This is a genomic window from Pseudomonas kribbensis, assembly GCF_003352185.1.
Taxonomy (GTDB): domain Bacteria; phylum Pseudomonadota; class Gammaproteobacteria; order Pseudomonadales; family Pseudomonadaceae; genus Aquipseudomonas; species Aquipseudomonas kribbensis.
In genome coordinates, this window is the sequence record NZ_CP029608.1 from 757,735 (window position 1) to 783,760 (window position 26,026).

General features: G+C 62.5%; 23 protein-coding genes. 12 read left to right on the forward strand and 11 right to left on the reverse strand.

All coding sequences use genetic code 11. The annotated features are described in order from the left end of the window. Nucleotides 1–14 precede the first annotated feature (14 nt). The 7 genes from DLD99_RS03430 to gcbA form a co-directional block, all read right to left on the reverse strand. Nucleotides 15–1,286: a DUF3426 domain-containing protein gene (locus tag DLD99_RS03430; protein WP_114881276.1), complete on the reverse strand. Its 1,272-nt coding sequence runs from the start codon at nucleotides 1,284–1,286 to the stop codon at nucleotides 15–17. A gap of 30 nt (nucleotides 1,287–1,316) precedes the next feature. Next, the gene (gene prmA / locus DLD99_RS03435) at nucleotides 1,317–2,195 is read right to left on the reverse strand and encodes a 50S ribosomal protein L11 methyltransferase (RefSeq protein WP_085732735.1); all 879 of its coding nucleotides are present in this window, start codon (nucleotides 2,193–2,195) and stop codon (nucleotides 1,317–1,319) included. A gap of 166 nt (nucleotides 2,196–2,361) precedes the next feature. Continuing rightward, on the reverse strand, nucleotides 2,362–3,720 hold the full coding sequence (gene accC, locus DLD99_RS03440; RefSeq protein ID WP_085711231.1) for an acetyl-CoA carboxylase biotin carboxylase subunit: 1,359 nt from the start codon (nucleotides 3,718–3,720) through the stop codon (nucleotides 2,362–2,364). Nucleotides 3,721–3,737: 17 nt separating this feature from the next. Then, complete coding sequence (gene accB / locus DLD99_RS03445) at nucleotides 3,738–4,208, reverse strand: acetyl-CoA carboxylase biotin carboxyl carrier protein (protein ID WP_064379210.1); 471 nt, start codon at nucleotides 4,206–4,208, stop codon at nucleotides 3,738–3,740. Between the two features lie 24 nt (nucleotides 4,209–4,232). Beyond that, nucleotides 4,233–4,688 (reverse strand): type II 3-dehydroquinate dehydratase, encoded by a 456-nt coding sequence (gene aroQ, locus DLD99_RS03450; protein ID WP_065260261.1) that lies wholly within the window; start codon nucleotides 4,686–4,688, stop codon nucleotides 4,233–4,235. A gap of 174 nt (nucleotides 4,689–4,862) precedes the next feature. Continuing rightward, nucleotides 4,863–6,809, reverse strand: a complete 1,947-nt coding sequence (locus DLD99_RS03455; protein WP_114881277.1) for a methyl-accepting chemotaxis protein — start codon at nucleotides 6,807–6,809, stop codon at nucleotides 4,863–4,865. 51 nt (nucleotides 6,810–6,860) lie between these two features. Then, nucleotides 6,861–8,531 (reverse strand): diguanylate cyclase GcbA, encoded by a 1,671-nt coding sequence (gene gcbA, locus DLD99_RS03460; protein WP_085711233.1) that lies wholly within the window; start codon nucleotides 8,529–8,531, stop codon nucleotides 6,861–6,863. Between the two features lie 416 nt (nucleotides 8,532–8,947). On the opposite strand from gcbA, the gene DLD99_RS03465 reads away from it, so the two are divergent. The 7 genes from DLD99_RS03465 (at nucleotide 8,948) to DLD99_RS03495 (ending at nucleotide 16,527) form a co-directional block, all read left to right on the forward strand. Next, the gene (locus DLD99_RS03465; RefSeq protein WP_085711234.1) at nucleotides 8,948–10,015 is read left to right on the forward strand and encodes a DUF2333 family protein; all 1,068 of its coding nucleotides are present in this window, start codon (nucleotides 8,948–8,950) and stop codon (nucleotides 10,013–10,015) included. A gap of 3 nt (nucleotides 10,016–10,018) precedes the next feature. Then, nucleotides 10,019–10,576 carry an NUDIX hydrolase gene (locus DLD99_RS03470; protein WP_114881278.1) on the forward strand — a complete coding sequence of 186 codons (558 nt, stop codon included), beginning with the start codon at nucleotides 10,019–10,021 and terminating at the stop codon, nucleotides 10,574–10,576. 186 nt (nucleotides 10,577–10,762) lie between these two features. Then, entirely contained in the window at nucleotides 10,763–11,134 is a 372-nt protein-coding gene (locus DLD99_RS03475; protein ID WP_114881279.1) for a translation initiation factor Sui1, read from the forward strand. A 219-nt stretch (nucleotides 11,135–11,353) separates the two neighbouring features. After that, nucleotides 11,354–13,267, forward strand: a complete 1,914-nt coding sequence (gene speA, locus DLD99_RS03480) for an arginine decarboxylase (RefSeq protein WP_114881280.1) — start codon at nucleotides 11,354–11,356, stop codon at nucleotides 13,265–13,267. Nucleotides 13,268–13,499: 232 nt separating this feature from the next. Then, the gene (locus tag DLD99_RS03485) at nucleotides 13,500–14,843 is read left to right on the forward strand and encodes a type VI secretion system Vgr family protein (RefSeq protein WP_114881281.1); all 1,344 of its coding nucleotides are present in this window, start codon (nucleotides 13,500–13,502) and stop codon (nucleotides 14,841–14,843) included. Next, nucleotides 14,840–15,634, forward strand: a complete 795-nt coding sequence (locus tag DLD99_RS03490; protein ID WP_114881282.1) for a DUF4123 domain-containing protein — start codon at nucleotides 14,840–14,842, stop codon at nucleotides 15,632–15,634. The genes DLD99_RS03485 and DLD99_RS03490 overlap by 4 nt, the downstream gene beginning before the upstream one ends. A 17-nt stretch (nucleotides 15,635–15,651) precedes the next feature. After that, nucleotides 15,652–16,527, forward strand: coding sequence for an alpha/beta hydrolase (locus tag DLD99_RS03495; protein ID WP_114881283.1), 876 nt, complete (start codon nucleotides 15,652–15,654; stop codon nucleotides 16,525–16,527). On the opposite strand, the gene DLD99_RS03500 is transcribed toward DLD99_RS03495, so the two are convergent. Both DLD99_RS03500 and DLD99_RS03505 read right to left on the reverse strand, forming a co-directional pair. Beyond that, a complete protein-coding gene (locus tag DLD99_RS03500; protein ID WP_114881284.1) occupies nucleotides 16,521–17,870 on the reverse strand; it encodes an MATE family efflux transporter in 1,350 nt (449 codons plus the stop codon). The two genes, DLD99_RS03495 and DLD99_RS03500, sit on opposite strands and share 7 nt — an antisense overlap. Before the next feature lie 37 nt (nucleotides 17,871–17,907). Continuing rightward, on the reverse strand, nucleotides 17,908–18,201 hold the full coding sequence (locus DLD99_RS03505) for a hypothetical protein (protein WP_085711241.1): 294 nt from the start codon (nucleotides 18,199–18,201) through the stop codon (nucleotides 17,908–17,910). 145 nt (nucleotides 18,202–18,346) lie between these two features. Between DLD99_RS03505 and DLD99_RS03510 the strand changes: the two genes are divergently transcribed. The 5 genes from DLD99_RS03510 to DLD99_RS03530 all read left to right on the forward strand — a co-directional run bounded on the left by DLD99_RS03510 (nucleotide 18,347) and on the right by DLD99_RS03530 (nucleotide 22,778). After that, nucleotides 18,347–18,649: a MazG-like family protein gene (locus tag DLD99_RS03510; RefSeq protein WP_011332275.1), complete on the forward strand. Its 303-nt coding sequence runs from the start codon at nucleotides 18,347–18,349 to the stop codon at nucleotides 18,647–18,649. Beyond that, entirely contained in the window at nucleotides 18,649–19,398 is a 750-nt protein-coding gene (locus tag DLD99_RS03515) for a methyltransferase (protein WP_114881285.1), read from the forward strand. Before DLD99_RS03510 ends, DLD99_RS03515 begins: the two co-directional genes overlap by 1 nt. Nucleotides 19,399–19,410: 12 nt before the next feature. Then, entirely contained in the window at nucleotides 19,411–20,022 is a 612-nt protein-coding gene (locus DLD99_RS03520) for a DUF4136 domain-containing protein (protein WP_114881286.1), read from the forward strand. Nucleotides 20,023–20,076: 54 nt separating this feature from the next. After that, nucleotides 20,077–20,634 (forward strand): DUF4136 domain-containing protein, encoded by a 558-nt coding sequence (locus DLD99_RS03525; protein ID WP_114881287.1) that lies wholly within the window; start codon nucleotides 20,077–20,079, stop codon nucleotides 20,632–20,634. Nucleotides 20,635–20,780: 146 nt separating this feature from the next. Continuing rightward, nucleotides 20,781–22,778, forward strand: a complete 1,998-nt coding sequence (locus DLD99_RS03530; protein ID WP_114881288.1) for a pilus assembly protein TadG-related protein — start codon at nucleotides 20,781–20,783, stop codon at nucleotides 22,776–22,778. Here the strand turns inward: DLD99_RS03530 and DLD99_RS03535 are convergent. Continuing rightward, on the reverse strand, nucleotides 22,775–25,525 hold the full coding sequence (locus tag DLD99_RS03535) for a PAS domain-containing sensor histidine kinase (RefSeq protein ID WP_114881289.1): 2,751 nt from the start codon (nucleotides 25,523–25,525) through the stop codon (nucleotides 22,775–22,777). The genes DLD99_RS03530 and DLD99_RS03535 overlap by 4 nt on opposite strands. Then, complete coding sequence (locus DLD99_RS03540; RefSeq protein WP_114881290.1) at nucleotides 25,522–25,968, reverse strand: TadE/TadG family type IV pilus assembly protein; 447 nt, start codon at nucleotides 25,966–25,968, stop codon at nucleotides 25,522–25,524. The genes DLD99_RS03535 and DLD99_RS03540 overlap by 4 nt, the downstream gene beginning before the upstream one ends. Nucleotides 25,969–26,026: the final 58 nt, after the last annotated feature.

The window sequence follows — 26,026 nt, forward strand, 5'->3', positions numbered from 1 at the left end:
AGCGCTGAAGTGTTTCACTCGGGAGAGTGGAAACTCAGACTGTAGTTCACCGCTTTCGGTCCCGGATCGAGGATGTCCAGCGCGATGTGGATGGGCGTCTGCGGCGGCATTTCCGCCATGCCCTCGAGATCGCCGTTGAGGTATTCGCCGGGTTTGAATCGGCGACTGGCGATCAGGTGGCCGTTGAGGTCGGCAAAGCGCAACTCCAGCAGCGGAAACGGTTGCGAGAACGGGGCGCGGTTGTAAATGATCGCGTCCACCACCAGCGCACCGCTGAATTCCGGGTGGCTGCGCACCACCAGGTTGCTGCTCTTGATCTTGGCGATATCGACCTTGGACGGCACCGTGCAGCCGATCTGCGGGCACAGTTGCTGGAACCACGGGCGGTACTGGTCCTGGCGGGCCAGTTCGTCGAAGTGATAGGCGATGTACTGGCCGGCGAGACCGGCGGCGGCGAGCAGCACCAACACCAGCCACAGCAGGCGTCGGCCCCAGGGCGAGCGGCGTTTTTGCCAGTCCAGCTGCAACGGATCGTCGGTCAGGTCCTGCAGAACCTCGGAGCGCACGCCGGGTTCGTCACGTTCGCGCTTTTTTCGTGGAGGTTCGATTGCAGGCAGATCGTCGTCGACGTCCTCACTGGCCGACAGGCGCTCATGGCGAGCAGACGGATCGATCGGATCGTGCAGGCGCAGTTGCGGAATGGGAGGCTCGTCGTCGAGGTCTACCGGTTCCAGCGACAGCGAAGGCTCGGTGCGTTCCGGTTTCACCGGTTCGAAATCGACTGCTTCGGCTGCGTGTTCAGGTTCGATGGTCCGCTCATCCGCCGGTTCGCTGAACAGGCTGCCTGACCACGGCTCGTCTTCCGGTTCATGGCTGTCGCGGCGAGCACTGAGGGATTCCTCGCGTGCACGGCCGAATTCGGTGGTCGGCTGGATTTCCCGCTGCTCGAGGCGGGCCAGTTCCTGATCCAGATCCAGGCTGTCGAGATCCAGCTCGGCGGCGCTCCACTGCTTCTGGCTGATGGCGCGAGGTTCGGGCGGTTCGATTGGCTCCGGTTGTCTGGCGACGACCGGCGCTTCGATAACCGGTGCCGGTTCGACAATGGCTGGCGCTACCGGCGTGACTGCTTCCTTGCCTGCGCGTTGCTCTAGCAGCTGTTTGGCGGCGTTGAACACTTGCAGGCAGGAGCCGCAACGAACCACCCCGCGGGCCACGCTCAATTGAGTGTGACTGACGCGGAAACTGGTTTGGCAATGCGGGCACTGGGTGACGAAGCTGTCGGTCATGCGGCGATCCGGATTGAGCAGGCGGTCATTCTAGCGCCGACGGCCAGTGATGCGCACCCAGCCGTCGCGATTGGCGATCGGGTCAAGATCGAAGTCCTGCGCGTAGGCGGCGGCGACTTCTTCGCCCTGTTCGGCAAGGATCCCGGACAGCGCCAGACGGCCGCCGGACTTGACCAGACCAGACAGTTGCGGCGCCAGGGAAACCAGCGGGCCGGCCAGAATGTTGGCCACCAGCACGTCGGCTTTGACCTGTGGCAGATCTTCCGGCAGGTACAGCGGGAACAGTTCGTCGGCAATGCCGTTGCGACCGGCATTGTCGCGGGATGCTTCAAGCGCCTGCACGTCGATGTCGGTGCCGACCGCTTCTTTCGCGCCGAGCAGCAGGGCGGCGATGGCCAGAATCCCCGAGCCGCAGCCGAAGTCCAGCACGTTGCAGTCTTTCAGGTCCTGACCGTCCAGCCATTCCAGGCACAGGGCGGTGGTCGGGTGGGTGCCGGTGCCGAAGGCCAGGCCCGGATCCAGCAGCAGGTTGACCGCGTCAGGTTGCGGCGCGGCGTGCCAGCTCGGCACGATCCACAGGCGCTGGCCGAATTGCATCGGCTGGAAACCATCCATCCAGCTGCGTTCCCAGTCCTGGTCTTCGATCACTTCGCTGTGATGCTCGGGCAGCGGGCTGCCGGTCAGCAGTTCCAGATGGGCGAGTACCGGGGCGGCTTCGGTACCGCCCTCGAACAGGGCCAGCAGGTGGGTGTGCGCCCACAGCGGGGTGGTATTGAGTTCCGGTTCGAAGATCGGCTGATCTTCGGCGTCCATGAAGGTCACCGAAACGGCGCCCACTTCAAGGAAAGCGTCTTCGTAGGTTTCGGCTTGTTCTGGGCTGATGGCGAGACGGACTTGCAGCCAAGGCATGGCGGGCACCTGTGAAAAAGATTGATTGCAGCCTAGCGGCCTGCGAGAAGCGCGCAAGTTTACGCGAGCGCGACGGTTTTGTGGGAGCGGGGAATGTGTGAGCAGATGAAACCTGCAGAAACAACAAGGCCGCCCGAAGGCGGCCTTGTCATGTGCGGGCTTGAGCTTAGTGCTTGTCGCCAGCCAGCTTGTGCTCGAGGTAGTGAATGTTCACGCCCCCTTTGCAGAAGCCTTCGTCGCGGGTCAGATCACGGTGCAGCGGGATGTTGGTCTTGATCCCGTCAACCACGATTTCGTCCAGGGCATTGCGCATGCGGGCCATGGCTTCGTCGCGGGTGGCGCCGTAAGTGATCAGCTTGCCGATCAGCGAGTCGTAGTTCGGCGGAACCGCATAACCGCTGTACAGATGCGAATCGACGCGAACGCCGTTGCCGCCTGGCGCGTGGAAATGCTTGACCGTACCCGGGCTCGGCATGAAGGTCTTTGGATCTTCAGCGTTGATCCGGCATTCCAGCGAGTGACCGCGGATAACCACGTCATCCTGAGTGAACGACAGCTTGTTGCCAGCGGCGATGCTGAGCATCTCCTTGACGATGTCGATACCGGTGACCATTTCCGAAACCGGGTGCTCCACCTGAACACGAGTGTTCATTTCGATGAAGTAGAAACGACCGTTCTCGTACAGGAACTCGAAGGTGCCGGCGCCACGGTAGCCGATGTCGATGCACGCCTTGACGCAGCGAGCGAGGACTTCCTTGCGCGCGTTCTCGTCGATGCCCGGTGCCGGCGCTTCTTCGAGAACCTTCTGGTGACGGCGCTGGAGCGAGCAGTCACGGTCGCCCAGATGGATGGCGTTGCCCTGGCCGTCGGACAGCACCTGCACTTCGACGTGACGCGGGTTGGTCAGGAATTTTTCCAGATAGACCATCGGGTTGCCGAACGCCGCGCCAGCTTCGGAGCGGGTCAGTTTGGCCGAGGCGATCAGGTCTTCTTCCTTGTGCACCACGCGCATGCCGCGACCACCGCCGCCGCCGGCGGCCTTGATGATCACCGGGTAGCCGACTTCACGACCGATGCGCAGCGCCGTTTCTTCGTCTTCCGGCAGTGGGCCGTCGGAGCCTGGAACGGTTGGCACGCCCGCTTCGATCATCGCGTGCTTGGCCGATACCTTGTCGCCCATCAGGCGAATGGTCTCGGCTTTCGGGCCGATGAAAGCGAAGCCGGAGTTCTCGACCTGCTCGGCAAAGTCGGCGTTTTCCGCGAGGAAACCGTAGCCTGGGTGAATGGCGGTAGCGCCAGTCACTTCAGCGGCCGCGATGATTGCCGGGATGTGCAGGTAGGAGTGCGCGGCAGAAGCCGGGCCGATGCAGACGGATTCGTCTGCCAGACCCAGGTGCATCAGCTCTTTGTCGGCCTTGGAGTAAACGGCGACGGTCTTGATGCCCATCTCTTTGCAGGCACGCAGAATCCGCAGGGCGATCTCACCGCGGTTAGCGATCAGAACTTTTTCCAACTTCGCAGTCATCAAAGGCTCTCCGCAGTTCAAACGATGGTGAACAGCGGTTGGTCGTACTCAACCGGCTGGCCGTCTTCGACGAGGATGGACTCGATCACACCGCTGGTTTCAGCTTCGATGTGGTTCATCATCTTCATGGCTTCGACGATGCACAGGGTGTCGCCTTTCTTCACGGTCTGGCCGACTTCAACGAAGGACGGCGAGGTTGGCGAAGATTTGCGATAGAAGGTGCCGACCATCGGCGAACGGGCAACGGTGCCGTTCAGTGCTGGAGCAGCAGCGGCAGCTGGGGCAGCGGCTGCAGCAGCAACCGGAGCGGCAGCGGCGGCAGGTGCAGCGGCCGGAGCCTGCATCGGAGCCGGAGCATAGTACTGCTGCGCCGGGGTCTTGCTGTGACGGCTGATGCGTACGGACTCTTCGCCTTCCTTGATCTCGAGCTCGTCGATGCCGGACTCTTCCAGCAATTCGATCAGTTTCTTAACTTTACGGATATCCATGAATCATCAACTCCCAAGGGTCGGTCAGGGGCGTATAGCTTGTTGTTCAAGCTGCTCTAGTGCAGCCTCCAGGGCCAGTCGGTAACCGCTGGCGCCAAGGCCGCAGATCACTCCCACCGCTACGTCGGAGAAGTAAGAGTGATGGCGGAAAGGTTCGCGTTTGTGCACGTTGGACAAATGCACTTCGATGAATGGGATGCTCACTCCCAGCAGCGCGTCACGTAATGCGACACTTGTGTGCGTAAAAGCTGCCGGATTGATAAGAATGAAGTCCACGCCTTCGCTGCGCGCGGCATGGATACGGTCGATCAATTCGTACTCGGCATTGCTTTGCAGGTGCAGCAGATGATGGCCGGCTTCGCGGGCGCGGCGTTCCAGATCCTGATTGATCTGCGCCAGGGTGGTCGACCCGTAAGTCCCGGGTTCCCGGGTGCCGAGCAGGTTCAGGTTGGGGCCGTGCAGCACCAGTAGCGTTGCCATCTGCGTGTTCCTTGTTATGGGTGAGCCTCGTCAGAACCCGGCGACTATGCCGCAAAGACTTTGTGACTGTCCAGTTCTCTGCAATAGCCAGCACGATCTCCGATGTTTGCGCGAAATATGTGACTGAGTGATCAGATCCGGTCATTCACACCGCCAAACCCGGCACAATCGCGATCAGACGCGGAATGCCTGCACCGCTGTATGCAGTTGTCCACCCAATACCAGCAGATTCTCCCCCTGTTCGCGTCCTTCACCGATGCGCAGCAGGTTATCCCCACCCAATTGGTGAATCCGTTCGCTGTGATCGCGGATTTCGCTGACCGCGCCGCTTTGCTGCGCGGTGACATCGGCAATGCGCACTGCCGTGTCGGAAATGGTCTGGATTGCGCCGACGATCTTGTCCAGCGCGCCGTCCGCCGATTGCGCCTGGTTGGCCGTGGCTTCGGCGTGTTCAACCTGAGCGCGCATGCCTTCGACCGATTGTCGGGCGGCGGTTTGCAGGCCGGCGATCAAGGTCTGGATTTCCGCGGTGGCGCCGGCGGTGCGTTGCGCCAGTGAGCGGACTTCTTCGGCTACCACGGCAAAACCACGACCCATTTCCCCGGCGCGGGCCGCTTCGATTGCCGCGTTCAGCGCCAGCAGGTTGGTCTGGTCGGCAATCGAGCGGATCACCGTCAGTACGCCGCCGATGGTGGCCGACTCTTCGGCCAGATGCTCGATCATCTGCGCGTTGCCTTGCACCTCTTCTACCAGTGCATGCAGGCCGGTGAGGCTAAGGCCGATGACTTTTTGCCCATGTTCGACAGCCTGTCCCGCGTGATGGCTGGCGTCCGCAGCCTGACGCGCGTCGCCGGCCACCTGCTGGATGGTCGCTTCCAGTTCGCTCAGGGAGTCGCGGATCAGCGCTGTATCGCCAGCCTGATGTTCGGCGCCGCTGTGCAGGTCGTTGCTCAGTTCCGCCAGGGTGCGGCTGCTGCCCGCCACTTGTTCGGCATTGCCGCGAATGGTCCCGACCAGATCCACCAGATAGGCACGCAGACGATTGAGCGAGGCTTCGATGTCGTGCAATTCGCGGTTGGTCTTGCCCAGATGGATATCGCGGCTGAAGTCGCCTTCGGCCCAGGTCGAAAGGGCAGGGGCGAGATTGGTCAGGGTGCGAGCCAGGCGTCGCTGCAGGGTGTCGATCAGCAGGGCGATCAACAGGATCAGGCCGATCATCACGCCTTGCATCAGGCGCACTTCGCTCTGGATCTGGCCATGCTGGGCGCGCACCACGGGTTCGAGTCCGGCGATGGCTTGTTGCACGGCAGCGATTTTCTGGTGGGTCGCGGTGCTGAGGTCGGTGCGTTTCTGGATCTGGTCGCGAGTTCGCGCCAGTTCCGCCGGGTAGCGATTGAGCAAACTGTTGAGGTCGCGTTTGAGGCCTACGCCGGCGTCTTCGGCGACTGCCTTTTCAGTGCTTTCAATGCCCATCATCGAGGCGAAATCGTCGCTGCCGGATTCACTGCTGGCGACCACGCCGAGCAGGGGCAGGGCGTCGATTGCCTGGGCCTGGGTGCGGATGTTGGTGACTTCGCGTTCGACATCGGCGGCCAGCTCGCTGCGCCCGCTGCTGACCAGTTTGTCCCTGGCCAGCGACAGCTTGCCCAAGTGCTGAGAGGCGGCGAGCAACGGTGTCAGGTACGCCACGTTGCCGCCGGCATAAGTGCTGAGCTGATCGAGGCTGGCACTCAGTTCCCGTTCGGCCTGCAACAGCAAGGCTTGCGGATCGCCGGCCAGTTTGCCGGCAGCGAGGAGGTCAGTCTTGCTGAATTCTTCGAGGCCCGACAGGCTCGGACGCAGCGTCTCGGCCAGCGCCGGTGGCAGCTCGCCGAGTTCTTTCTGCAGGCTGTCGATGGCTTGGCTGGCACTGCTCAGGCGCAGGGCATCGCCGCTGCCGAGGTAGTCCTCGACGTTGCGCGCGACTTCATTCTGAAATTGCTGGGACAGCCCGAGGTAGCGCTCCATCAACAGATATGGGCGTTCGAGGGCTTTTTGCGACCACCAGAGCGTGGCGCCGAGGGCCACGCAGACGGCGACCAGCAACAGCGTGTTGAGATTGGTGAGCAACTTCAGGCGCATGACGGCTACCAACGGCAGTAATGGTAAGCGCCTGAATTTATTGCGGTTCTGTTACAAGGTTATGACCGAATCGGTGGATTCCGGTGAAAAAGTGGCACTTTGCTTTGAGTCCCGCGCGGTCTGCACCCGATTGCGGCCTTCACCCTTGGCGCGATACAGCGCCTCGTCGGCCTGGCTGGCCATCATCAGGCTGTCGGAGTCGTCGTGCATCTCCACGACCCCGGCGCTGAACGTGCACCACAGATCCTGCGGCTGGGCCGGGTAATGGATTTCGGCGAAGCGCTGGCGGATTTCGTCGAGCACTTTGTGTGCAGCTTCTATATCGGTGTCAGGCATGACGATGGCGAACTCTTCACCGCCGTAACGGCCGATGAAATCGGTCTTGCGCAGACGTTGCTTGAGGAACAACGCCAGGCTCTTGATCACCCGATCGCCCATGGGATGGCCATGGCTGTCATTGACCCGTTTGAAGTGGTCGATGTCGAGCATCGCAAAACTCAGCGGCTTGTTTTCGCGGCGGGCGCGGAACGAGCAGTCTTCCAGCAACTGAAGAATGTGTGTGTGGTTGTACAGGCCGGTGAGGCTGTCGCGCACCATCCGCGCCTTGAGATTGCGCGCGCGTGCCGCGCGGTTGCGTACAGTGGTGATCAGGTGGCGCGGTTTGATCGGCTTGGTCAGGAAGTCATCACCGCCCTCGCTCATGGCGTCGAGCTGCTTGTCCAGGTCGTCTTCGGCCGACAGATAAATGATCGGCACGCTGACATAGCGGTCGTTGTGACGGATGACCTTGGCCAGCTCGGTGCCGGTGCAGGCTGGCATGTACATGTCGAGGATGATCAGGTCCGGCTGGAAATCCGCCAGCTCGGCCATCGCCTGAATCGGTTCGATCAGCGTGCGGGTGACGATCCCGGCGCTGTTGAGCAGACGCTCGGTGTGCATCGCCTGGGCGCGGGAGTCGTCGATGATCAGTACTTTATAAGGTTCGTACTGGGCGACGCAGGTCAGGACTTCGATTTTCTCCAGCAGGCTCGAGGCTTCGAGGGTGCCGGTGAGGAACTCCTGGCCGCCGGCGCGCACGGCGGCGAGGCGGGTCGGGGTGTCGGTTTCGTGCAGGCTGAAGAACAGCAGTGGCAACGGTTCTTCCAGACCTTGCTGGGCTTCCGCCGCGAGTTTCAGGCCGACGCCGGCGCCGCTGAAGTCCACGTCCATGACGATGGCGGCCGGCAAACGCTCGACCATCGACGAGCGAAACGCCGACACGCTGTCCAGCGCCTGGGCGCTCAGACCAAAAAACTCAAGTTGCTTGGCCAGCCGTTCGGCGCGGTCGTGATCCTGCAACATCACGTAGATCGGTTTGCGCAGGGGCGGCAGAAAGGTCTGGTCGAGCTGATCGCCATGACGCAGGCCGGTGCGCGACAAACGCTGCATCAAACGATTGAGGTCGGTGATCAGGCCGCTGCTCAGGCGCCCGCGATTGGCGTCCACCGCTTCCAGCGACTGGCTGATGTGGTGAGCCAGCTGGGTGTGTTCGGGCTGTTCGAAGCGCTCGGCAAAACGCAGCAGGCGCAAATTGGCCTCGCTCAGTTCGGCGAGGTCGGCAGTGGACCACTCACTGCGTTGCAGGCGCTGCCATATCTCAAGAATCTGACGTGCCTGATGAATTACCCGCTGGGCAAAGTGGTGCTTGAGGCGCTCACGGCTGGGGTCTTCTGGCTCGGTCATATCCTGACTACTAGTTAGGGTGCATGCTGAGATCGACTGGTGGCTCTATGCTAGCACCTCTTTCCGGTTACATGAGTGTCGTACGTCAATAATCTGCGGTGCGTCACCATTCAGTTTGTGACCATTGGGTTTCAATTCGAACCCGCTCGTCGGGAACGCCCCCGTGAACAGGGCGTCGCGTGGCAATCCGCCGATCAGGTTTTGCTGCTGGCGAGAAGCTGATATCCGGGGATTCACGATTTTTTCCGTTCCCGTCGACAAGGATTTTTCGGGGCGAGGCGTATCAGGGAATCCCTTAGCTGCCGGAATCGGTTCTGAAGCGTCACCGCCTGTCATTATTCACGGGTGCGGGGCAGAGGCACGTTGTTGTATGGTTGCTGTCGAACCGTTGAACCCAAGATTGAAAGGATATCGCCATGCTGGACTGGAAGAATCGCGCGGGCAGTGCGCCCGAACGTGCCGCCGAGCCGAAATCCGCCGCCCGCAGCTATGTGGGCGGCCTGCTGTTCAGCCGCGCGCTGGCCACGCTGGTCGGTATTTACCTGTTGGTGACCATCGCCCTTGGCTGGTACTGGAGCGAAGAGCCGGCCCTGTTCCCCGTGGCGCAGAACGCCCAGCTGGCCGCCGAGAAGGAAGGCAAGCAGATGGTGGTCGGCTACACCACCGTCGAAACCCTCAAGACTGTCGCCGGCACCTTGCTTAACAAGCCGGGCGGCTACATTTCCAACGACCGTTTCCCGCCGGGCCTGTGGATGGACAACATGCCGAGCTGGGAATATGGCGTGCTGGTCCAGGTGCGTGACCTGACCCGTGCCTTGCGCAAGGACTTCGCCCGCTCGCAGTCGCAATCGGCTGAAGACGCTGATCTGGCCAAGGCCGAGCCGCGCTTCAACTTCGACAACAAGAGCTGGATCCTGCCGTCCAGCGAGTCGGAATACCAGGAAGGCATCAACTCCCTGAGCCGTTATCAGGCACGCCTGTCTGACCCGACGCAAAAGAATGCGCTGTTCTACGCCCGCGCCGACAACCTGAACAACTGGCTGGGCGACGTGGGTACGCGTCTCGGTTCGCTGTCGCAACGGCTGTCGGCCAGTGTCGGCCGGGTCAAACTGAACACAGCGCTGAAAACCGAAGTCCCGGCGGTGGGTGAAGTGCCGCAGGTCGACGAGGAAGTCGTCGAGACCCCGTGGATGCAGATCGACAACGTGTTCTATGAAGCCCGCGGCCAGGCCTGGGCGTTGTCGCACCTGCTGCGCGCCATCGAAGTCGACTTCGCCGACGTGCTGGCGAAGAAGAACGCCACGGTCAGCGTGCGCCAGATCATCCGTGAGCTGGAGGCTTCCCAGGAAACCGTCTGGAGCCCGATGATTCTCAATGGCAGCGGTTTCGGCATTCTGGCCAACCACTCGCTGGTGATGGCCAACTATATTTCCCGGGCCAACGCCGCCGTGATCGATCTTCGTCAACTGCTCAACCAGGGCTGAGTCATGAGCGACAACGCCAGAGAGGCGGCCCACCGCGCCGCCTCGGACGCCGAACAGATCGCCTGGGTCGACGAGCAGGACAACCTGCTCGGATCCCTTGTCCGTTCCGACTTGCGCGAGCGCGGGCTGATCGGGCGTGGCACCTACATCATGCTGTTCAACTCCGCCGGTGAACTCTGTGTCCATCGGCGGACCCTGAGCAAAGCCATTTATCCCGGCTACTGGGACGTGGCAGCCGGCGGTATGGTGCAGGCGAACGAGACCTACGCCGAGTCGGCGGCCCGTGAGCTGGAAGAAGAGTTGGGGGTGAGCGGTGTCGAGCTGACGGCCCATGACCATTTCTACTTCGAGGACCCCGGCAATCGCCTGTGGTGTTCGGCGTTCTCGGCGGTGTGGGACGGGCCGCTGATCCTGCAGCCGGAAGAGGTGCTCGAAGCACGCTTCATTCCGGTCGATCAGGTGATGCTGGAAATCGAGCAAAAGCCTTATTGCCCGGACTCTCTGGCAGCCCTGAAGCGCTATCTGAAGGCTCAACGAAGCGACGTCGCAAAGAACTCATAAATTGGCGCCGATTGGCACTTAGCAATCGGCGTTTTTGCCGTTACACTGCGCGACCTTTTCAAGCTGTGCCGGCCCGCTTTCAGAAGCAACCGGTGCAGTAGCGCTGCCCCTGCCTGAGTGGGGCTTCGCGGTCGATAGCCTTGCCCAAGGCTGCGATCAGTCTTTGTCCTCCCGAGAGGATTGCCGGTGGCCAAAAAAGCCGCATCCTTCGCCGCCCTGGGCGGCCTGGTATTTTCCACCGACGCAGGTCGTCATTGCCCGGAATGCAGTAAGCCGGTGGACGCCTGTATCTGCAGACAAACCGTGATCCCGGCCGGCGACGGCATTGCCCGCGTGCGCCGCGAGAGCAAGGGCCGTGGCGGCAAGACGGTGACCACCATCACCGGCGTGCCCTTGGCCGAAGACGCACTCAAAGAGCTGGCGACAACGTTGAAGAAACGTTGCGGCACCGGCGGTGCGTTGAAAGACGGGGTCATCGAGATCCAGGGCGATCATGTCGAGCTACTCTTGGCCGAGTTGACCAGGCACGGTTTCAAGGCGAAGAAGTCCGGCGGCTAGCAGCCTCTGTGAAAACCACCAGCGGCTTGATCCGGCACTGATGCTCGTCAGTTCCGGCGTCGCCTCCATGGTTTTCACAGAGCCTGTTCATGACCGGTTTCTAAACTCAACGCTGTCAGCGCGGTCTACCGCCCCGCTGACGAACCGTCATTTTCATTCTTTAGACTGCGCCGGCCTGCAATCAGGCGACGCACTATGACTTCTTTATAGGGGACTTCGATGTCCGTACGACGCACACGCAAAGACGATGGCAGCCAATGGACAGTTGCGGACAGCCGCAGTGTTTACGGGATTCGCCATTGGGGGGCCGGGTATTTCGCGATCAATGACGCCGGTCGCGTCGAAGTTCGTCCGAACGGCCCGAGCAGTTCACCGATCGACCTGTTCGAACAGGTCGACCAGTTGCGCAAGAGCGGCCTGTCGTTGCCGCTGCTGGTGCGTTTCCCCGACATCCTGCAAGACCGCGTGCGTCAGCTGACCGGTGCTTTCGACTCGAACATCGAGCGTCTGGAATACCAGAGCAAATACACCGCGCTGTACCCGATCAAGGTCAACCAGCAAGAAGCGGTGATCGAAAACATCATCGCCACCCAGAACGTCTCCATCGGTCTGGAAGCCGGCTCCAAGCCTGAGCTGCTGGCGGTACTGGCGCTGGCGCCGAAGGGCGGCACCATCGTCTGCAACGGTTACAAGGACCGCGAGTTCATCCGTCTGGCGCTGATGGGTCAGAAGCTCGGTCACAACGTGTTCATCGTGATCGAGAAAGAGTCCGAAGTCGGTCTGGTGATCGAAGAAGCCGCTTCGCTGCGGGTAAAACCACAGGTCGGCCTGCGGGTGCGCCTGTCGTCGCTGGCCTCGTCGAAGTGGGCGGACACCGGCGGCGAGAAATCCAAGTTCGGTCTGTCGGCCGCGCAACTGCTGTCGGTGGTCGAGCGTTTCCGCGCGGCGGGTCTGGATCAGGGCATCCGTCTGCTGCACTTCCACATGGGTTCGCAGATCGCCAACCTGGCCGACTACCAGCATGGTTTCAAGGAAGCGATCCGTTATTACGGCGAGCTGCGCAACCTCGGTCTGCCAGTCGATCACATCGACGTCGGCGGCGGTCTGGGCGTGGACTACGACGGTACTCACTCGCGCAACGCCAGTTCGATCAACTACGACATGGATGACTACGCCGGTGTCGTGGTCGGCATGCTCAAGGAATTCTGCGATGCGCAGAGCCTGCCGCATCCGCACATTTTCTCCGAGAGCGGCCGTTCGCTGACCGCGCACCACGCGATGCTGGTGGTGCAGGTGACCGACGTCGAGAAACACAACGACGACGTGCCGCAGATCGAGAACAAGGAAGCGCTGCCGGAAACCGTACAGTGGCTGGTTGACCTGCTCGGCCCGACCGACATCGAAATGGTCACCGAAACCTACTGGCGCGCCACCCACTACATGAGCGACGTGGCGGCCCAGTACGCCGACGGCAAGCTGACCCTGGCTGAAAAAGCCCTGGCCGAGCAGTGCTACTTCGCCGTGTGCCGTCGCCTGCACAACTCGCTGAAGGCCCGTCAGCGTTCGCACCGTCAGGTGCTGGACGAACTCAACGACAAGCTGGCCGACAAGTACATCTGTAACTTCTCGGTATTCCAGAGCCTGCCGGACACCTGGGCGATCGACCAGGTGCTGCCGATCATCCCGCTGCACCGTCTCGACGAAGAGCCGCTGCGTCGTGCGGTGCTGCAGGATCTGACCTGCGACTCCGACGGCAAGATCAATCAGTACGTCGACGAGCAGAGCATCGAGACCAGCCTGCCGGTGCATGGGCTGAACGAAGGTGAAGACTACTTGCTCGGCGTGTTCCTGGTCGGCGCCTATCAGGAAATTCTCGGCGACATGCACAACCTGTTCGGTGACACCGACTCGGTGAACATCTACCAGAACGCAGACGGCAGCGTGTACCACGCCGGGATCGAGACCCACGACACCATCGAAGACATGCTGCGCTACGTGCACCTGTCGCCGGAAGAGCTGATGACCCACTACCGCGACAAGTGCGCCAGTGCCCGTATCAGCGCCAGCGAGCGCACCCAGTTCCTCGATGCATTGCGCCTGGGCCTGACCCGTTCCTCCTACCTGTCTTCCTGACGGCAGGTTCCGAATCCATCAGGTTGTCTGAAATTGTTCCGCACGCAGCGGAAGTTTCAGATGACCTGATGCGACTTCTCTTTTTCTTCTAGCGAAATGACCTTCATCCTCACAAGAAAAGTGATGTCGTCTGCTTTTCGCGTAGGCCATTTCCTAATTTGTACTTCGGCTCTCTACTCGGCCATGGCTCTCGGCGAGAATCCCCGGCCGCCCCTCCTGTAGAGAATCGCCCATGTTCGATCCAGCCCACGAGCCGTCGTTTCGTCTCGATGTCGCGGGTCTGTCCGCCCCCCTCGAAGTCCTGGCCTTTACCGGTTGCGAGGCGATCAGCGAGCCTTTTTCGTTCGAAGTCGATCTGTTGATCGACGATCCTCATCTCGATCTTGCCGGTCTGTTGTATCGCTCGGCACGCCTGTGCTTCGGGCCTCCTGGCAATGGAGTGCACGGACAGTTGCAGGGGCTCGTCCAGCACGAACATGGCGACGGCGTCCGGTTGTGCCGGGCGCGGCTGGGTCCGAAGCTGGGTTGTCTGGGGCTGCGCCATAACCAGCGCATGTTCAGTGGCCGATCGGTGCCACAGATTCTCGATCACGTGCTCAGGGAGCACGGCATTACCGGCCATCAGCGCCGGTTCGAATTGCAGGCCGATCATCCGCCCCGCAGGTTCTGTACTCAATACGGTGAATCGGACCTGCAACTGGTGCAGCGTCTGTGCGCGCAGTCGCGAATTCACTATCACTTCGAGCATGGGCGCGAGAGCCATTGTCTGGTGTTTGGCGACAACCCGGCGCGGCTGCCGCGAGCGGGGAAGGTTCCATTCGATGCTCAGGCGTCGGCTCCGGCGGTGCGCCGCTGGCTGATTCAAGAGCAAGCCAGCGGGGCCTCTGAAGCCTCCGTGAGTTCCCGAACGGCGCAGGGGCATTCGGACGAACCAACCTTGCGTAGCGGTCGCTGGCTGAATCTGTCCCCGCGGCCGTTTGCCGGGTGCGACACGCACTGGCTGCTGACGCGAATCGAGCACCGGGCCGGTCAGATGCTTGAACCGCCCTACAGCTGTCGGCTCCGTGCCGTCGACGGCCTGCAGGCGTGCGGGCCGGTCGTCGAGCGCCCGGTGTTGAGCATGGGCAGTCTGCAGCGGGCCTGGGTGGTGGCCGTCGATGAACCTCAGCCTGATCGCTCGCGCCCGGTCGCGGTGCAGTTCGACTGGCTCTATCAGGGCGAAGGTGCGACGCCCAGCCACTGTTGGCTGCCTTTGGCGCCCGCATTGGCGGATGCGGCATTGGGGTCATTGCATGAAGGCGTCGAGGTGGTCGTGAGCTTTATCGAAGGCGACCCCGAGCAGCCGGTGATCAGTGGTGTTCTACAGCCGGCGGCAACCGCCGAGGACCATGGGGATGACGAGCCGCTGCCGCTGCCCGACACCCTGGCAAGTGAAGGCCTGGCGCCATGGCTGAGTGCGCGCGAGCCTTTGCTGCTGTTATGTCTGATGCCAGGGGGTGGTAGCTACCGGCACTGTCGGGAGTCGGTCTGCAGCTGTCGGCTGGTCGCCGGACTCAGCCCTGGCGATGGACGATGAGCGGCAAGGCACCGGGGCAGCGTGCGCAATGGCTGTTGCTGGATGTCATGCATGCACCGCAGGCGTTGAGCCTGTTGCGCCAGGCATTCTCCGGCGTACCGAGCCTTGAGCTGTTTGACGGTACGGAATTTCAGCCCGTATGCGAGCAAGGACCGTTGTTGGTCGATCTGCGCGATTGCCCGGTGCTGTCGGCGTTGTGTCACACCGATCCGCACACCTGGTGCGGGCTGTTGCTGGGCAGCGATGCCACGATCGAATCGCTGCGTGCGCATTTACAGCGGATGCTGACGGTCTCTGTGGGCTTGAATCATCGTGCGCTGCTCAATTACTACGACCGGCAGACAGCCAGCTACTTTTTCGACGCCTGCGATGCTCGTCAATTGAGCTGCTGGCTCGGGCCGATCAACTGGCTGCGCTGGTTCGGCGGTACCTGGGCTGACCGGGCGAGCGGCAGTCTGGGCTGGCAACAGCTGCGCAACCCGGGCCTGGACGTAGAGCCACTGGCGATTGAACAGGGGCTGACCCGTCATCAACGCGAGCGCCTGCATCGCTGCCTGCTGGAGCAGCACATCTGGCGCTGGAGCCAATCGACGGGAACCTCTTACCGCACGCTGTCCTCCCACGTTGAACAAGGCCTGACATTGGGGTTCAGCGAGCGGGCCGTGCTGGACGACTGGTTGTGGCTACGCTTGCTGCATCCGCGCGCAGAACTGCTGCAACCGCCACAAGGGTTGACCCAGCAAGAGCGGCTCGATCATCTGCGTCGCCGCTGGCAGAACAACCCACCCTGAGACGAGGTTTCGCGCGCATGGCCCACTCTTTACGGCATTGGTTTTGCGCGATCCCTGCCGGTTTTTTGCTGTTGGTACTCAGTGGCTGCTCGCCGCTGAAAATGCTCAACGGCCTGACACCGGACGGTAGCTACGTCAAAACCGCGGACATCGTCTACGGCGAGGATCCGCGTCAGAAGCTCGATGTCTACGTGCCGCGCCATCTGCTCGAAGACGCCCCGGTGGCGGTGTTTTTCTATGGCGGCAGCTGGAACAGTGGAGACCGTGGCGATTACCGGTTTGTCGGCGAGGCGCTGGCCTCCCGGGGCATCGTGACGGTGGTGGCGGACTATCGGTTGTACCCGCAGGTGCGTTACCCGTTGTTTCTCGAGGACGGAGCCCGCGCCGTTGCGTGGACCAAGGCCCACATCCACGAATTTTCCGGCAATCCCCGGCGGCTGTACCTGATGGGACACAGCTCCGGGGCCTACAACGCATCGATGCTGGCGCTGGATTCGCGCCTGCTGGGCGCGGTCGGAATGTCCCCCGCCGATCTGAGTGGCTGGATCGGCCTGGCCGGGCCTTACGATTTTCTGCCGATCAAGAACCCTGAGGTGCGGCCGGTGTTTTTCTGGCCGGACTCGCCGCCGCAATCGCAGCCGATCCGGCATGTCAGCCATGGCGCGCCACCGGCGCTGTTGATTGCCGCGAGCCGCGACAGCCTGGTCGATCCGACCCGAAATACCGGCGGGCTGGCGCGAACCCTGCGCGAGGCCGGGGTGCCGGTACAGGATTTGTACTATGCCCGGCCCAACCACGCGACGCTGGTGGCGACAATGTCTCGGCCATTACGTTGGTTGGCACCGGTACTGGATCAGGTTGTCGCCTTCATCCGGCACACGCCGCCTCAGTGAGCGGCGCCGGCAAACCAGCCGTCGTTGCGCCGCAACCGCCACGCCAATGTGCCGAGGGTCAGGCTGCGCAGCACCATGAACAGCAGGAAAGATATCCACAGGCCGTGATTGCCCAGCCCGCTCAATGCCCAGGCGAACGGCAGCAGCAGGGCGACCGTCAACAGCATGCCATTGCGCATTTCCCGGGCGCGAGTGGCGCCGATGAACAGGCCGTCGAGCAAGTAGCTCCACACCGCAATCAACGGCAGCACGGCGAGATAGGGCAGATAGATGAACGCGGTTTCGCGCACGCTCTGGATGTCGGTCTGCATTTCGATGAACAAGTGCCCGGCGAACAGAAACAACGCAGCAAAACCCAGGCTCGCCAGCAACGACCAGCCGCCGGCCACCACCAGCGAACGACGCAGCGCAAGACGATCGCGGGCGCCAATGGCATGCCCGCACAAGGCCTCGACCGCGTGGGCCAGACCGTCCAGCGCATGGGCGGTCAGCAACAGGCCGTTGAGCAGCAGCGCGTTGGCCGCGACCGTAGCGTCACCCAGCCGTGCGCCTTGTACGGTGATCAGGAAAAACACCGATTGCAGCGCCAGGCTGCGGATGAAAATGTCGCGGTTGACCCCCAGCAGCGGCCGCCAGCTCTGCCACACCCTCAATGCCGCCCAGACGATATGCCCGGGGTAAGCGCGCAAGGCCTTGCGGGTGAGCGCCAGGCCGAGCAGGGCGCCGCACCATTCGGCGACCACCGAGGCCCGGGCCGAACCGACCACGCCCCAGTCCAGACCAATCACGAACCACAGGTTCAGCACGATGTTGATCAGGTTGGTGGTCAGCAGAATCGCCAGTGGCGCCCGGGCGTTCTGGGTGCCGAGGAACCAGCCGACCAGCGCATAACTGGCCAGCGCCGCCGGCAGCCCGAACAGACGGGTGTGGAAGAAATCGCGGGTCAGCTGATTGAGCTCCGGTGACGGTTGCATGAAGTGCAGGGCGACGCCACTGAGCGGCACCCCCACGGCACCCAGCAGCAATGCCAGCCCCATCGCCAGCAACAAACCTTGCAGCAGGATCTGCCGCAGCGCCGCACCATCGCTGCGCCCGGCCGCCTGCGCGGCGAACCCGGTGGTGCCCATGCGCAGGAAGCCCATGGCCCAGGCCAGCACGGTGTACAGGCTGGCCCCGACCGCCACCGCGCCCAACTGATGGGCGTGAGGCAGGTGACCGATCACAGTGCTGTCGACCAGCGCCACCAGCGGCACGGAAATGTTGGAAAGGATCATGGGGGCGGCGAGGGCCCAGACCCGGCGATGGGTCGGGCGGTCGCGCCAGTCGGCGATCAGGTTGGACATGCGGGCTCCTTGGGGAGCGGCATTGTAGCGGGAGGTGTCAGTGAATGATCCAGCTCAGCAGCCACAACCCCAGCAGCAGCCAGATGATCCCGGCAATGATCGACGCGTTCATGAACGCCCGGATCGCCGACCACAGCAGCATCAGCCCGACGATCAGCGCGATGATGCTGATGATCGAAGTGTCCATGCCCAGCGCTTTCGCGAGGCCGTCGACGAAGTTGCCGCCAGCATGGCTCAGCACGTTGAACAGGCCGCTCAGGCCGTCGACGATGAAGCGGATGATCGAGCCGAGCGCCTGGCCCAGCCATTCGAAAAAGCTTTCTACCTGCATGTTTGCATCCTGATGAAAGAGCTGAGCCTTGGGCCGCGCCGGGGGCGGCCGAGTTCCCTGCAAGCATAGAGGGTTTGCCGGGTGGTGGCTGCCCCTTGCCTTCGCGCGGCATCCCCCCGAAGCTATACGCCTTCAGGAGAACCCGATGAACCTTGTTGAACTGACCGAACGCCTGCACGCCATTCGCGACCGCAATGACTGGCGGCAATTTCACAGCCCGAAAAACCTGGCCATGGCCGCCAGCGTGGAAATGTCCGAGCTGGTGGAAATCTTCCAGTGGCTGACTGAAGACCAGTCCCGCGAATTGCCGGCGGACAAACTGGCCCACGCCGGCCAGGAAGTCGGTGACATCGTCCTTTATCTGTTGCTGCTGTGCAGCGAGCTGGGGCTGGACATGAATGAAGTGGTGCGCAGCAAGCTCGCCGACAGCGAACGGCGGTTCAGCTGATGAGCGACCGTCATTTCGATCAGTTGGCGACCCGTTTCGCCGAAAAGATCTACGGCGGCGCCAAAGGCGCGATCCGCCTCGCGGTGTTGCAGGCCGACCTTGCCGAAGCCTTGCCGGATCGTCCGTTGCGGGTGCTGGACATCGGTGGCGGCCTGGGCCACATGTCGCTGTGGCTGGCCGAGCGTGGGCACGAGGTGACCTTTACCGAGCCGGCCGAGCCGATGCTCGAAGGCGCGCGTCAGCGTTTCGCCGAGGCAGGGCAGACCGCAACGTTCATTCAGGCGCCGTGGCAGGAACTGCTCGGGCAACTCACCGAACCCTATGACGTGGTGATCTGCCACGCGGTGCTCGAGTGGCTCGCCGAACCTCATGCGATCCTGCCGGTGCTACATCAACTGACCAAACCCGGCGGCTGGTTGTCGCTGGCGTTCTACAACCGTGATGCGCTGGTCTACCGCAACCTGCTCAAAGGCCATTTCAAGAAAATGCGCAGGAACGACATGGCCGGCGAAAAGCAGAGCCTGACCCCGCAGCAGCCGCTGGACCCTCGGGAACTGGCCACGCAACTCGAAGGGTTGTGGCAGGTCGAAACCCAGAGCGGGATCCGGGTTTTCCACGATTACATGCCGGTGGAATTCCAGGCTCGTGCCGAGTTGATTGATTTGCTCGAGATGGAGCTCGCCCACCGTCGTCACCCAAGCTTCGCCGGGCTTGGGCGCTACTTGCACTGGATCTGCCGGCCGATCTGATCGGAGCATGAAATGAAAGGTCATTCCGGGTTATTGCTGATCTGTCTGGGGTTGGCCGCGTGTCAGGGCAGCAACCCTTACGTGGCGCAGTCGCGGCCCTTGCCGCCGGCGCCACCACAAGCGGCGACCACCTTCGACCGCAGCGCTTATCCCGCGCCGCCACGGGATTACGGGCGCTACCGCAGTTGGACGTGGCTCAACGGGCGCCTGCCACCCGGCAGTGCCTGGGCGGATTCGGCGCAAGTGGCCGAGGCGGTCAGCAGTGCGCTGGATCAACGCGGCTTGCGCCCGTTGCACGACAATCGCCCGGCCGACCTTTTTGTCAGCGCCAACCTGAGTCTGGAAACCCGCTTGCGCCAGGTCCAGGACGATTACGGTTACTACGGCGGATATGGTGGTTATGACCGTTACGGCCGCGGTTACGGCATGTACAACACGGTGCCGATTGTCCGTACTTATCAGGAGCAGGTCGTGGTGGTGCGGGTCGATCTGTTTGACGCCGGCACCGGCCAGCCGGTCTGGAGTGCCAGCGCCGAAACCGGCACCCAGGGCAATCAGAGTGATCGGTCCGATGCGATCCGCGAGGCTGTCGAAAAGGCCATGTCGGCGTATCCTCCCAGTTAGCTTTCCGTGAACCGGAAGCTCCCTCAGGTTCATGTTTTCCACCGGAGAAAAACCATGTTCCGCCGTTTTGCTTTACTGGCCATGGCCGCGCTGCTCAGTGCCTGCGCCGCCAACCAGGTCAATCATGACTTCGACGCCAGCCGCGACTTTGCCGCCTACCGCAGCTGGAGCTGGAAAGAACCCGCCCTGCAATACCGCCCCGACGATCCACGGATCAAGAGCGACCTGACCGAACAACGGATTCGCCAGTCCGTCGCCGATCAACTGGACCAGCGTGGTCTGCGTCCGGCCGCTGCGGGCACCAAGGGTGACTTGAGTGTGCAAACCTACCTGATCGTCGAAGATCGCCAGCAGCAGGTCACCACCAATTACGGCGGCGGTTGGGGTGGCCCATGGAACGGTTACTGGGGCGCACCGATGTACAACGAAACCCGCAACATCACCTACAAGGTCGCGACCATTCAGATCGACCTGCTCGACGGCAAGGACGGCAAACTGGTGTGGCGCGGCAGCGATGAACAGATGCTCAGCCGTACGCCGAATCCGGCGGATCGCAGCAGCGCCATCCATGAAACGGTGACGCGGATTCTGTCGAACTACCCTCCGCGCTGAGCCTGCGCACAAAAACGGGAGCCAATGGCTCCCGTTTTTTATGGCGAAGCGGCTGGCGCGTTGCCAGCAGTGTCGTTGCGCCGGGTCTACACTGACATCCACCAATGGAGCTTGCGCCCGGCCGTGCGCCGGCAAAGGAGTGCGCCATGTCGCGTCTTTCGCAGTGTCGCGGCCCCGCCCGACAGCGCGGGGCCATCGGCTTGATGGCGGCCGCCACTCTCAGCCTCGCGCTGATCCTGATGTTGCTGGTGGTGGACACCGGCCGTCTGTACATGGAACAACGCAAGTTGCAGCGGCTGGTGGATAACGCGGCGCTGGAGGCGGTCAGCCGTGGCGGCAATTGTCTGCCGGGCCTTACAGCGGCCAGTTATGCGGGGCAAAGTGCGACACGCAACGGTTTTGTCACTGATGCGAACAATGTGCTGGTGGTCGACTGCGGCACCCTGGTGACAGCCTCCAGCGGTTTACGCACGTTCAGCGTGGACGCCACCCAGGCGGTGGCGGTCAAGGTTGCGGCCAACCACACCGTGACCACCAGTTTCGCCGGCGGCGTGCAGTCACTCTTCAGCGGCACACCGTTGAGCCTGAACACCGTGCTCTATGCCTCGGCCGTGGCCGCGCAACCCCAACCGACCGTGGCCCAACTGAATATCCGCAGCAACCTGGCCAACATCAGCACCGCTCAGTCGAGCATTCTGAACCCACTGGTCTCCGGCCTGCTGGGCGGCAGTGTGAATCTGACGGCGGTGGGCTGGAACGGCCTGCTCAACACCGACATCAACCTGCTCAGTTATCTGAACCAACTGGCGATCAACCTCAACGTCGCCGCCGGCAATTACACCCAGTTGCTCAATACCCAGACCACCGTGACGCAATTGATCCAGGCCGCGATTACGGTGGTCCAGCTTAATGGCGCAACCGCCGACGTGATTACCGCGCTGGGGCAACTGCAAGTGGCGGCGATCAATGCCTCGCCACTCAAGCTGGGCGATATCCTGCAGTTGCAGACCGGCACCACCGCGGCCGGGCTCGACGCCAATCTGCAACTGCTGCAACTGATCCAGGGCGTGATTCAGCTGGCCAACAGCAACAGCGCGGTGGCCGCCACCCTGCCGATCAGCGTGCTGGGGTTGGCGAATGTCACGGTGCGGGTCAAGGTCGTCGAGCCGCCGCAATTCTCCGCCATCGGCGATCCGGCGCTGGCCAAGGCCAACCCTCTGGGGCCGAACCGGATTTATGTGCGCACTGCGCAGATCCGCACGATGCTCTCGGTGAATCTGCCGGTGTTGTCCGGAGTAACCGGGCTGACCAACGCCGTGCTGGGACTGGTCGGAACCCTGACCCCGACACTCAATGCCTTGCTTAGCCTGAACCTGGTCGCCACCCTGAATTCGGTGGGTTGCCTGCTCGGCGCCGGTTGCGAGCAACTGGACCCACTGCTGCTGCCATCGCCGGAAATCGACATCAGCCTCGATGCCGGCGGAGCCATCAGTTACGTCACCGACTACAGCTGCCCGACCGGCAACACCGGGACCAAGAGCCTGACGGCCCACACCATTACCTCCGTTGCCGATCTCAAGGTGGGCAAGATTGATCCGACCAACGCCTTTTCTTCATCTGCCGAGCCGACAGTCACGCCGTTGCCGCTGGTGGATCTGGGCACCGTGACCTGCCACAAGATTCTGGGGATCGGCAGTTGTGACGAAAGCACCCACGTGCAATACGGCGCCGGCGGCATCGCGATCATGGTCAACACCAGCGTGGCGCAGAACACTCAGGATCTGGTGTTTTCCAGCGGCACGCCGTTCCCCACGCCACCCAACCTGAAACTGCCGCCGAGCGTGATTTCCGCTGCGCCCACCAGCAACATCGTCAACAGCCTGGCGAGCACGCTGGCGGGGATCAACCTGATCGTCTACAAACCCCAGGGCAGCAACCCGCTGGGGGCGATCATCACCGGCGTTGCCAGCCTGATCAGCGGTGTTACGACAATTCTGCAACCGCTGATCACCAATCTGGTCAGCCCATTGCTCGACCCGCTGCTGAACAACTTGCTCAACGGGTTGGGCATCAATCTGATGGACGTGGACGTCGGCGCCAACATGACCTGCGGCCAGACTGGCAAGGCGTATCTCGTCATCTAGTCATCGGGTGCGATCGGCAGTTCGATGCAGAACCGCGCGCCGTCCGCCGAGTTGCGCACGCTCAGATGGCCGCCCATGTTTTCGATGATCCCGTAACTTACCGACAACCCCAGACCGGTGCCGACGCCTACCGGTTTGGTGGTGAAGAACGGTTCGAAAATCCGCTCCAGCAGACGCGGGTCGATGCCGCCGCCGTTGTCCTCGACCCACAGGCGCACCTTTTCTTCATCCCGTTCGGCGTAGATCGAAATCCACGGTTTGAACCCTGACTCCGACTCGCGCTTGCCCAGCAATGCATCCCGGGCGTTGACCATCAGGTTGATCAACACCTGCTCCAGCTGATCGACGTAACCGCGCACCTGAACCTCGAACGGGGTTTCACTGATGCGCAAATCCACGCCTTTGCCGCGCATGCCTTCGGCCAGCAGCGACAGCGTGCCTTCGATGGCGCTGGCGGGATTGAACAGTTGCTGTTCGATCTCCGAACGGCGGCCGAACACCCGCATGTGATCCACCACTTTCGCGGCGCGCTGGACCTGGGCGTCGATGCGATTGAGTTTGTCGGTCAGGTAGTCGATCTGCACATCGCCGTTGCTCAGGCGCTTTTGCACGTTAACGATGGCCATGCGCATGACGTTCAGCGGCTGGTTGATTTCATGGGCCAGACCTGTGGCCATTTCGCCGAGGGTGGCCATTTTTGCGCTTTGTGTGAGTTGCTGTTGGGAGCGGCGCACTTCGGTGTTGTCGCGGCCAACGGCTTGCACTTCGATCAGTTTCCCGTGCTCATCGAACACGCCGCGATCCGACCACACCCACCACGCATGCTCGCGACCCGGCAATTGCAGATTGATTTCGGCGGTGCTGACGGGGGACTCCGGGGTCAACAACGCCAGACGCTCGATGAAGTCTGCGCGTTGCACGTCCGACATCCAGCTGCCCAGATTGACCCCGGGTAATTCTTCGGGCGCGCATTCCAGATAGGTCGCCAGCGGGCGGTTGCCGAAGGTCAGGATCAGGTCCGGGCGATAACGGCAGATCATCGCCGGTGAGTCCTCCACCAGAATCCGGTAACGCTCCTCACTCTGTCGGACCTGTTCGGCGGCCAGCGTGGCTTCAGTGACATCCAGCCACAAGCCGACGGCCTCCACCGGGAGCCCGAGGTCATTGCGCAGCAGGCGGGCCTCGTCGAGCAGCCAGTGATAATCGCCGCGACTGTCGCGCAGGCGATAACGGGCGCGTACTGAGCCTTCGCGCAACAGTTGCCGGGTGCGTTCGAAATACAGCGCCCGGTCATCCGGGTGGATCCGCTCCACCAGCGCACCGGCATCGCAATCTTCCAGGCTCCAGCCCAGCAGCGGTTGCAGACTGGCGCTGAAAAACGCCGGCAGCAATGCGCCTTCGACGTAGTGCTGGACATAGATGACCGCCGGTGAACTGGCGATCAGGTTGTCCAGCCGCGCATGGGCCGCAGCGGCCAGTTGCTGCTGGTTCTTGATGTCGCTGATGTCCAGCATGAAGCCCGCCAGCCGACGGTGATCGCCGGTGCCGCTGACCTGCCCCTGAAGGCGATACCACGCCGGCGCCTGACTGGCGTCGTGAGGATGCAGACGCACGCAAAGGTCGAGGATTTCCCCATGCATCTGCAGGGCCTGCAGGCGGCTGCGCACTTCTTCGCGGTCAGCGGGGTGGATCAGGTTCAGCCAGTGTTCCAGGGTCAGCTTCGAGCTGTCCTGTTGCAGGATGGCGGCCAGCGTCGGGGCCAGTTGGATGTGTTCGCCAGCGCTGCCGATTTCCCACCAGCCGGTGCCCAGCAATGTCTGCAACGACTCGAGGCGTTCCAGTTGCAGTTGATGCTGCTGTTCACGCAAACGCCCGAGCAACGGTCCCGCCAGTGCGCCGGCCAGCATCAGCCAGTCACGGTCGGTCAGATACGGCGCGGTCTTGTCGACTGCGTAAAAGCCGCAGAGCAGCCACGCCATCACGCCTCGATCATCGCTGTAGGGCACGGCGAACCCCTCGGCATTGCCGAACAGCCCCTGCACCCGTGTGTGTTCATACTGGCCGTAATGCGCGCCGAGGCGCTGCGGACCGGTGCCATTGAGGCTGTCCAGCGGCGTACCGAGGCGCTGGCCGTCGTGCCACAGCCCGGGTGCGTCGTGGGCGTGGAACTGGCAGTGAACCTGCCACACCTGTTCCTGCTCATTGAGCAAGGCGAGCGCCACACACGGGATCTGCCAGCGCTGGGCGATGATCTGCAGTTGATCGCTGACGACCATCGGCAGTCGTCCCAGGCTGCAACTGCGCAACTGCTTGCTGATCTGCCCGGCAATCCCTTGGCACGCCTCGCGTTGATGGGCTTGCTGGCGTTCGGACAGCAGGTCGGCAATGTCGATCAGTTGCAGCAGCCAGCCGTTGCCCAGAGGCTGGGCCCAGCCGCGCAGGTGCAGGGTCTGTTCGCCCAGGCCGGGGAAATCCAGGTCCAGCAGCAGCCCTTGCCATTCCTGTGGCCGGCCTTCGATCGCCAGGGTGCTGTGGGGCAGCAGTAAATCGTGCAGTGGCAACGGTTTGTCATGGGGCATCTGCTGTGCCAGCAACAGACGCAAGGGGCCGGCCATCTGCAACACGGCGCCTTCGCCATCGAGGTACAGGTGCAGGCCCGTCGCGGGGGCGCCGAGCACGTCCGGCAGGTCGCCGGCCAGCGGCGCGCGCTTGAGCAGGCGGCCGAACAGATTGTCCCCGGCCGTCAAAATTTCAGGCTCGAGCTGGCGGTCAGGTTGGTGGGCAGGCTGGGGACGGCGCCGACGCCCGGCAACACCAGAAACGGAATGACCTGATTGAGTTTGCTGACGGGGTAATTGACGCTGACGGTGAGCGTACCCTGCGTCGTGTCATAGACCGCTGAAGTGTCCACGCCGACCACCACGTTCAGGGCACTGGGCAGGCCTGAAAACTGCTGGGTCAGGGCGGCGTTGGCGGTGTTGACGACAACTGTCGAGTAGTTGGGCGTCGTGGGATCGACCGCCACGCTGCGACGGACCGCTTCAGCGGTGGCCTGATTGAACGTCTGCATCAGTACGAACGGCAGGGCATAGCTGACCAGGCCGTAAAACACCGCGAAAAAGATCACGAACACCAGGGCGAATTCGATCGCCACCGCGCCTTTTTGCGCCTTCCGAGAGCCGGTTTTCATCCGTGCGTCTACCCTGACAGTCACTGCGTAGTATCAGCATAGAATCATTCAGCCAAAA

Coding starts and splice junctions, on each gene's coding strand:
- DLD99_RS03430 (WP_114881276.1), bottom strand. CDS start 1,286: ATGACCGACAGCTTCGTCACCCAGTGCCCGCATTGCCAAACCAGTTTC.
- prmA (WP_085732735.1), bottom strand. CDS start 2,195: ATGCCTTGGCTGCAAGTCCGTCTCGCCATCAGCCCAGAACAAGCCGAA.
- accC (WP_085711231.1), bottom strand. CDS start 3,720: ATGACTGCGAAGTTGGAAAAAGTTCTGATCGCTAACCGCGGTGAGATC.
- accB (WP_064379210.1), bottom strand. CDS start 4,208: ATGGATATCCGTAAAGTTAAGAAACTGATCGAATTGCTGGAAGAGTCC.
- aroQ (WP_065260261.1), bottom strand. CDS start 4,688: ATGGCAACGCTACTGGTGCTGCACGGCCCCAACCTGAACCTGCTCGGC.
- DLD99_RS03455 (WP_114881277.1), bottom strand. CDS start 6,809: ATGCGCCTGAAGTTGCTCACCAATCTCAACACGCTGTTGCTGGTCGCC.
- gcbA (WP_085711233.1), bottom strand. CDS start 8,531: ATGACCGAGCCAGAAGACCCCAGCCGTGAGCGCCTCAAGCACCACTTT.
- DLD99_RS03465 (WP_085711234.1), top strand. CDS start 8,948: ATGCTGGACTGGAAGAATCGCGCGGGCAGTGCGCCCGAACGTGCCGCC.
- DLD99_RS03470 (WP_114881278.1), top strand. CDS start 10,019: ATGAGCGACAACGCCAGAGAGGCGGCCCACCGCGCCGCCTCGGACGCC.
- speA (WP_114881280.1), top strand. CDS start 11,354: ATGTCCGTACGACGCACACGCAAAGACGATGGCAGCCAATGGACAGTT.
- DLD99_RS03485 (WP_114881281.1), top strand. CDS start 13,500: ATGTTCGATCCAGCCCACGAGCCGTCGTTTCGTCTCGATGTCGCGGGT.
- DLD99_RS03490 (WP_114881282.1), top strand. CDS start 14,840: ATGAGCGGCAAGGCACCGGGGCAGCGTGCGCAATGGCTGTTGCTGGAT.
- DLD99_RS03495 (WP_114881283.1), top strand. CDS start 15,652: ATGGCCCACTCTTTACGGCATTGGTTTTGCGCGATCCCTGCCGGTTTT.
- DLD99_RS03500 (WP_114881284.1), bottom strand. CDS start 17,870: ATGTCCAACCTGATCGCCGACTGGCGCGACCGCCCGACCCATCGCCGG.
- DLD99_RS03505 (WP_085711241.1), bottom strand. CDS start 18,201: ATGCAGGTAGAAAGCTTTTTCGAATGGCTGGGCCAGGCGCTCGGCTCG.
- DLD99_RS03510 (WP_011332275.1), top strand. CDS start 18,347: ATGAACCTTGTTGAACTGACCGAACGCCTGCACGCCATTCGCGACCGC.
- DLD99_RS03515 (WP_114881285.1), top strand. CDS start 18,649: ATGAGCGACCGTCATTTCGATCAGTTGGCGACCCGTTTCGCCGAAAAG.
- DLD99_RS03520 (WP_114881286.1), top strand. CDS start 19,411: ATGAAAGGTCATTCCGGGTTATTGCTGATCTGTCTGGGGTTGGCCGCG.
- DLD99_RS03525 (WP_114881287.1), top strand. CDS start 20,077: ATGTTCCGCCGTTTTGCTTTACTGGCCATGGCCGCGCTGCTCAGTGCC.
- DLD99_RS03530 (WP_114881288.1), top strand. CDS start 20,781: ATGTCGCGTCTTTCGCAGTGTCGCGGCCCCGCCCGACAGCGCGGGGCC.
- DLD99_RS03540 (WP_114881290.1), bottom strand. CDS start 25,968: ATGAAAACCGGCTCTCGGAAGGCGCAAAAAGGCGCGGTGGCGATCGAA.